Raw genomic sequence first — 7,562 nt, 5'->3', positions numbered from 1 at the left:
CGGCTGAGCTTACTTTTGGCGATTGAGCCGGTAACTCGTTGATGCTTGCGGCCCTTGGCTGAATGTCGCACGCAGTACAAATCGATCAAGTGCGGAGCGCTACGTGTCATCTCGACCCGGCCAATCGACTTGGGTGACGAGGTGGCCAACGCATACAAGTTTTTCACGGGCAGCCACTCATTTTCGTCACCACGATATAGCTCACGATTTCGTATGCGAGCCACGTAGTACCAGCCCTGCGCAGCCACTGCTTTCATCCATGGTCGCCGGAAACCTGCATCAGTAACCATCACTGGAACACATCCATCGGGCAGTAGTTCAGCCAGTGTTTTGAGCAGGCGGTTTTGATATTTGGGGCAACCCTCGCGCTCATGAACACTTTCATAAATTGGAAATGAGCGCCCCGCCAGCGGTATCGCGGCTCTCAACAAAAAAGCATTACCGGGAGCATCAATTCGTGACCAGTCAACCAAGATTAATGGGTGCTTCACCGACCCCAGCAATGCCCGCAGGATCACCCAGTAGAACAGCGGGCGCTCTGCTCTGAGGTGTTGATTGCCCAGCAACCGATCGACCCGCTTGATTGCATGTTTGGGGTACGCCTGACCTGGCATAAAACGTCCGAGTGCTGTCAGCGTCAGGCGGCGGCCTTGCAGTAACGAACTGACACAACTCATCAGTGTTGTCAGGCGACGAGAATGGATTGAAGGCAGTGCTTGAGCGAGCGCTCTGTGTAAAAATCGGATGGCTTGCATGGGTCGGGGATCTTGTTTTTGTGTGGTGCAAACCAAGTTGCCGACTCATGCAGGCTTCTTCAATAATTCCAACTTCTTGATTTTTCGTAAGAAAAATCGGGGATCCCTCAGGATCCGGCCCCATTTTTTTAAAATCGGACGGATTTATTTAATTTTCGAGCCCTTTGTTACTTAAATAAATCTGTCCATTTTTCTCTTATGCATTCATCCCTAATAACCGTTGCCAGACGAAGTAATGTGCCGGCTTTTGCCCACCGGGCCTCCTTACCTGTTATCCGATTAAACCGATAGCATGAAGGGGGCTCTCAAAGAGCCACCTTCATGCTGTTGCTCCTTAAAACGCGTACTGCGCCTTAACCATCACACCATCGGCATCAAACCCGCTACGCGCCTGACGTGTGTAGCTGGCGCCCACCGTCAGCGCCGACACCCGATAATTCAGGCCCAGACTGGCTTCGTAACTGTCACGCGCCACCGAGGCACCGGTGACGGTAAACGCCGACCCGCCCACCACAAAGCTGGAGGTCTGCGTCACGCGGTCACCCATCAGGTCGTGATAGGCCATCAAGGTTGCTTCCGGTTGCAGGCTACCGGTGGACAAAGGGAAGTTGCCGGCCAGACGTAAACCTGCACCCAACTCGCCCACTTCATAACGTTGCGAGCCGGTGCTCAGCGCTGCCGAAGAACCCTTCTCGTCGTAGCCGTCCATGCGCACGCTGGAATAACGTGCCGCCACTCGCGGTTCAACCAGTACCGCCTCCGACAACTTGAAGGTGTAGCCGCCCAGCACGCTGGCCGACAACACATCGCTGCCATAACTGCCCTTGGCCGTGGTACCGGCCACATGACGCTTGCTGTCGTTGTCGTTATGGCCGTAGCTCAAGCTGCCATCGACAAACCAGTTCTGCAGCGACCAGTTGCCATACAGCGACAGTGCGTTGCCCTGTACTTCGGTCTTGTTGCCCAAGTCCGAATGGATGTTGGAATTGAGGTAGCTGTACGCTACGCCCAGCGTGGTGCTGTCGTTCAACCGACCATCCACACCCACTGCCATACCACTGCTGTTGGCCGAATAACCGTTATTACCACCACGACCGTCTTGGTCCATGTTGCTGCTCAAGCCTTGCAACCACACACCGACGGCTTCGCGGTTATCCCGTTGGCCGTTGAGACGATTGAGGATCGCGCCATTGATCACTGTCTGGCCCGACAACGCCACGTCCAATGCACCACGGTTTACATCTGGCTTGAGCTGCTCACCGACCTGTGCCAGTTGCTGCGCCGTACCCGCGCTGGCCAAAGACTGGAACACCGGATCGTTCGCGCCCAACTGCCCAAGCACGTCATTTTTCACTTCGTTGACTGCGGTGACGACCTGCTCAGAGGCGCCGACGTTGATAAGCGTTTCTTGTACCTGTTGATTGCTCTTCAAGCCAACGACAGCCTTGACCGTCTGCGCATCTGTCGAATAGCTGAGCACATCCAACAACGACGAGGTGCTGCTAACCGTCAGGCCATTGTTCTGCAGGCTGCTGGCTTGCAACAGGGTGTATTCGGTGCCACTCGGCACGGCGGTGAAATCACTTGGATTGGCACTCAAAGTCACCTTTGAAGCCTGGGCGAAATTCGCTGCACCAGTGACCGTCAGGTACGGCGTGGTTGGCACGACGCTGTTGGCCAGGCGCATATCAATGCCTGCGCCACTGGCGACATTGAGATCACCGGTGAGGGTGGTGCCGGGGGCCGACAGGTTCAAGGAGCCGGCGTTGATGGTTACCGGCGCGATGATACGGTTGCCGGTAAAGTCCGCCTGACCGGCGATGTTCACGGCATTCACGTTGAGTACATCACCGACGATTTTACCGCCGGACCAGTTCAGAGTGGCCAAATGAGCCGCATCGATGGCGGTGCCGGAGTTACTGCGGATTTCGCCGGCTTGCTGATTGATTTCGAAGGGCGACGTTTGCTCGACAGCATCAACAAAAATGGCCGTGCCGTTGGCGCTGATGGTGCCGCGGTTGACGATGCCACGGGAGCCGGTTGCGCTGTTCTGGGCGAAGGTTGCGCCCTGGAAGTCGAAGGCTTTGGCGTTTTCGCCTTTGGCTTCAATCGTGCCGGTGTTGAGGATGTAGTCGACGGTGCCGTCAAAAAATGCGATGCCTTTGGCGTCGGAGCCATTGGCAGAGATCAGACCGCTGTTTTCGATTCTCAATGGGGTGGTACCGGTCTCCACCTCAAAAGCCCAAGCGTCTTTACCTGTCACCGACAACGTCCCGGAGTTGAGGATCTTGCCACCGATGCTGGTCTGCAACGTGCCGCGCCGATCCAGCGCCATACCCAGGGAGTCATCACCCACCATCGCTATCACGCCGGTGTTGGAAACATCACCCGCCACTGTGGCGCCATGCAGATAAATGCCATCGCCGCCGCTCAGGGAGCCGGATGTTGGGGCTGTGGATTGGATCGTGCCGGAGTTGATGACACTTCCACCGATGGTGGTACCGCCGATTTCAAGACCTTCATAGCCGCCGTTGTTCATGATGATTTTGCCGGCCTGGATCACGTCACCAGTGATGGTGCTCGTGCCGGGATTGGTGGCCAGCGACACATCCGGATCCACGGCAAACGCTCGAATGGAACGCCCCTGAGAATCCAGCACAATATCCGCACGATTGATCAACGAACCCTGGATCCTGGTGTCGGCGACACTCACCCCTCGCCAATTGCTCGTGCCTAGGTTGGCGGTCAAGTTCGTGGGCTCATTCAATGTTCCGGTAAGGGTCAATGACTCATTGAGCGTCTCGCCGATCCACGTGGTCTTGCCTTGACCGATATCCACCTCAACGGCCAGCGCCTGGCTACTGATGAGCCCGGCCATCATGGCCAACGCGCTTTTATTAAACGACTTTTGCTTCATGTGAAACTCCATGTATGACAGACAACACCGCCCAGTATCCCGGCGGCTACAGATTCAAAAAACGGAACAGCCTTTCTCAGCGGTAAGTATTTGGAAGACGTTCAGGCTATTCGCAATAGCCGAACTTGCACCGGCCTCTGACAACGCTCCTTCTGCGTAGAACGGATTACCGGAACAACTGGATGGGGGGTGGCGGGCGCCGTCGGTTTCAGCGCTTTGCCGGGCAGGTCCTTGAGTTCTTCAAGACGTCGCTGCTGCTCTTCCAGCAGGCGGTTTTGCCGGTCGCGAATCAGGTCCTGATCACCTGGATTAGTCGCAGCGAAGGCGCTGTTGTGGGCGCTGAGGCACAACGCTGTCAGGCACAGTAATGGCCGAATCCATGGCGTGGGCAATTGCATATTCGATCCGTCGATAATTGAAGGCGGGAAGCTATCATCGAACTTTGAATATGCCAACATTACCTTTAAGCGCCGCTTCTAGTGCTCCAACGCATACCGCCGACAATGGTTGAGATACCCCTGCTCATGGCTGCCCACCAACTGCACCACACTGGTCCATAACCACGAGGGCGCATCTAGTTGTTTAGAGCGGTTTTCCTGCAACACCTCCATCCAATCCTTGCGCGTATCGCGGTCCATCTGCCGGGCATGGGCGATACCGACCACGCGGGCCAGGTAACCGGCGGCGTGCATGGCGTCGATCTCGCTCAGCTCATCGAGTTCCAGTTTCATATCTTGAGGCAGCAGTTCACGGATGAAGAAACCGTGATCGAGAAAGCGCGTGGCCAGCATGCGCTCGCCCAGGCCCGGTGACAGCTGACGGGCGCCTTCCACCACGCGCCGGCCATTGTCGCGCGGCATCTTCGCGCGTGCCGCCCGGGGCGCGGCGGCGCCGACGGCTTCCTTGATGTCGATCAGGCAATATTCCTGGTCGTCCTTGTCGCCCACACCCAGCAAGGCTGCATAACGCAGCAAGCCGAGTGAGCTGCAGCCTTTGACCCAATAGGCCGAATCGAGCAATTGAACCTTGGCGTCTTTGGGGCGGCCTTTGAGCGAAGTCACCAGCTGGTGGATTTCATCCGAGGCACAGACGCTCTCCAGCGCGCTCTTTTCCGCCCGTGACAATGACCAGAAATGCTTGCCCAACGGGATGCTCGGCCGCGCGTTTTCGATGCGCTCACGCGCCAGGTTTTTCCAGGTGCGCTCCACGGCGCTGCGCATGCCGGCCTTGACCTGGGAGGGACGCGGCGGCACTTCATCGGGTTTGTCTTTGAAGGCTTGCTCGTAGCCCACCATCATTTCTTCCAGCATGCGCGCAGTGGTCACACCCGGCAGGTCCGAGCCGCGTGCGGCGGTGGCCAACGACAGCGCCAGGCGCACCAGGTCATGGGCCGGGTTGCCGATCACGGTCTGGTCGAGGTCGCGGATATGCATGTCGATACGGCCTTTGGTATCACCCGTCGGGCCGAGGTTGCCCGCGTGGCAATCGCCGCAGATCCAGATCGCCGGGCCATGGGGCAAGCGGCGACCGGGCTGGCTGTGCAACCACTCGTAAAACTGCACCGTGCTGCCGCGCACATAAGCATGGGCCGAGCGCGCCATCTTCAGGTTGCGCAGTTGGATAAGGTGGGGCATGCGGGCAGAGGGGCGCGGAATTTTCATGGAAGCACTCGGTACGGGGTACGGTAGAGGCTGGCCCGTCACAAATGTTTCATTTTGTTTCAAGAATAAAAACTTCAAGCCTGGGCGGTGTGCGCTTTCAACCAGCCTTTGAACGCGGCCATGGCCGAGGTTTCTGGCCGCGATTGCAAGCGCGTCAGCCAATAACTGCCGGTGCTGATGCCCACGGAGAACGGCTGGCGAATCACATCGCTCTCCAATTGCCGCGAGAACATCATCGCCGGTGCCAATGCCACGCCGATGCCTTGCTGCGCGGCCTCCATCATCGCCAGGGACGAGTCGAACACAATGCTGCGCGGCACCGGCGTGTCGGCCGGCAGCCCGGCCGCCTGGAACCACAGGTTCCATTCATCGGCTCGGTAAGAGCGCAACAACGTGTGCTTGAGCACGTCGTCCGGCGTGTGCAATTGCTCGGCAACCTGCGGCACACACAGCACGGTCAACGGCGCTTCGAGCAGTTGACAGGCCTCGGTGCCATGCCAGGCGCCGGCGCCGAAGCGGATCGCGTAGTCGAGGCCTTCGGCGGCGACATCGACGCGGTTGTTGTGGGTCGACAGGCGCAGATCGATAAACGGGTAGCGACTTTGAAAATCCGGCAAGCGCGGCAGCAACCAGCCGACGGCGAAAGTGCCCACCGCCCCGACGGTGAGCACTTCACGGTAATGGCCACCTTCGAACTGGCCTAAGGTGAGCGCGATACGGTCGAACGATTCGCGCACGACCGGCAGCAGGGTTTCGCCTTCGCGGGTCAGCATCAGGCCGCGTGGCAGGCGCTTGAACAAGGTGACATTCAGTTGCGCCTCCAGGCTTTTGACCTGGTGACTGACCGCTGCCTGGGTCACGCACAACTCGATGGCGGCGCGGGTGAAGCTCAAATGCCGGGCGGAAGCCTCGAAGGCCCGCAACGCGTTGAGCGGTAAGTGGGAGCGCAGCATGCTTGACCCTAAATAATCTAATGGCTGATGCGAGATATCATCGTTTGCTCAGCGAACAAAATCCACCTAGATTTGCCCCGCCTGCGCAGGCTCTGATCGTCACTGCACCCTTTACATGGAAGCGAAACACCATGAATAAAATCTTACAAAAATCACTGCTACCGCCCTTACTAATTGTATCTGGAAGTTGCATGGCAGCCGCCGATTTGCGCACGGTGGTCGACACCAGCGTTGCGCCGCTGATGCAGCAACAAGGCATCCCCGGCCTGTCGGTCGCGGTGGTGAACAAAGGCAAGGTGCAATACTTTAACTACGGTGTCGCGTCCAGGGATACCCAGCAGCCCGTCAACGAAGACACCTTGTTTGAGGTGGGCTCGGTGAGTAAAACGTTTACCGCCACCCTCGGTGGCTATGCCCAGGCCATCGGCAAGATCAAGCTCTCCGACAAAGCCAGCCAACACCAGCCCGCCCTGGCCGGCACGGTGTTTGATCGCATCAGCCTGTTGCAGCTGGCGACCTACACCCCCGGCGGCCTGCCGCTGCAGTTTCCAAACGCGGCCGACAATGCGGGCGCCATGCTCGCCTATTACCAACACTGGAAACCGACTTACGCGCCAGGTGAACAACGCCTGTATTCCAACCCCAGCATCGGCCTGTTCGGCTACCTCGCCGCGCAAAGCCTGGGCCAACCGTTCAACGTGGCCATGGAGAACACCCTGCTGCCCAAGCTTGGGTTAAGCAATACCCACATTAACGTGCCTGCGGGCAAAGCCGGTCGATATGCGCAAGGTTATGACAAAAATCAGAAGCCTGTTCGCGTCAGCGCCGGTGCGCTGGACAGCGAAGCCTACGGCATCAAGACCAGCAGCCAGGACCTGGCCCGCTATGTGATCGCGAACATGCATCCCGACACGCTGGAAAAGCCGCTGCAACAGGCCATCGCTGCCACGCACGCCGGTTACTACACGGTCAATGGCATGACCCAGGGCCTGGGCTGGGAGCGCTACCCCTACCCGATCACGCTGCAGGCGTTGCTTGATGGCAACTCGACCGAGATGGCGATGCAGCCGCACAAGGTTAATTGGCTGACTCCGGCGCAGCCGCAACCGGCCAACGTGCTGTACAACAAAACCGGCTCAACCGGCGGTTTTGGTGCGTATGTGGTTTATGTACCGAGCAAGGACATAGGGGTGGTTATTTTGGCTAACCGCAATTACCCGAATGCCGAACGGGTGAAGTTGGCTTATGGGATCTTGAGCGCGATGGATAACTAAGA

Annotated in this window: 5 protein-coding genes and 1 pseudogene; 1 reads left to right on the top strand and 5 read right to left on the bottom strand. The window is 58.1% G+C overall.

Annotated elements, in window-relative coordinates; all coding sequences use genetic code 11:
• The 5 genes and pseudogenes from BFP92_RS30720 to BFP92_RS23540 form a co-directional block, all read right to left on the bottom strand.
• The coding region (locus tag BFP92_RS30720) for an IS4 family transposase (RefSeq protein ID WP_139114028.1) at window positions 1-755 on the bottom strand (755 nt) is incomplete at its 3' end.
• A gap of 334 nt (window positions 756-1,089) precedes the next feature.
• Window positions 1,090-3,672: an autotransporter family protein gene (locus BFP92_RS23555; protein ID WP_065931340.1), complete on the bottom strand. Its 2,583-nt coding sequence runs from the start codon at window positions 3,670-3,672 to the stop codon at window positions 1,090-1,092.
• 185 nt (window positions 3,673-3,857) lie between these two features.
• Window positions 3,858-4,070: pseudogene (locus BFP92_RS30715) on the bottom strand (ShlB/FhaC/HecB family hemolysin secretion/activation protein); the annotation flags it as partial.
• Between the two features lie 78 nt (window positions 4,071-4,148).
• Window positions 4,149-5,333: a DUF2252 domain-containing protein gene (locus BFP92_RS23545; protein ID WP_065931338.1), complete on the bottom strand. Its 1,185-nt coding sequence runs from the start codon at window positions 5,331-5,333 to the stop codon at window positions 4,149-4,151.
• A 74-nt stretch (window positions 5,334-5,407) separates the two neighbouring features.
• Entirely contained in the window at window positions 5,408-6,286 is an 879-nt protein-coding gene (locus tag BFP92_RS23540; protein WP_065931337.1) for a LysR family transcriptional regulator, read from the bottom strand.
• A gap of 131 nt (window positions 6,287-6,417) precedes the next feature.
• Here BFP92_RS23540 and ampC point away from each other — a divergent pair, with 131 nt between their 5' ends.
• Window positions 6,418-7,560, top strand: coding sequence for a class C beta-lactamase (gene ampC, locus BFP92_RS23535; RefSeq protein WP_065931336.1), 1,143 nt, complete (start codon window positions 6,418-6,420; stop codon window positions 7,558-7,560).
• The last annotated feature ends 2 nt before the right edge of the window (window positions 7,561-7,562 follow it).

This window comes from Pseudomonas sp. 58 R 3 (assembly GCF_900006605.1).
Classification (GTDB): domain Bacteria; phylum Pseudomonadota; class Gammaproteobacteria; order Pseudomonadales; family Pseudomonadaceae; genus Aquipseudomonas; species Aquipseudomonas salomonii.
This window is presented reverse-complemented; position numbering and strand designations above follow the sequence as displayed.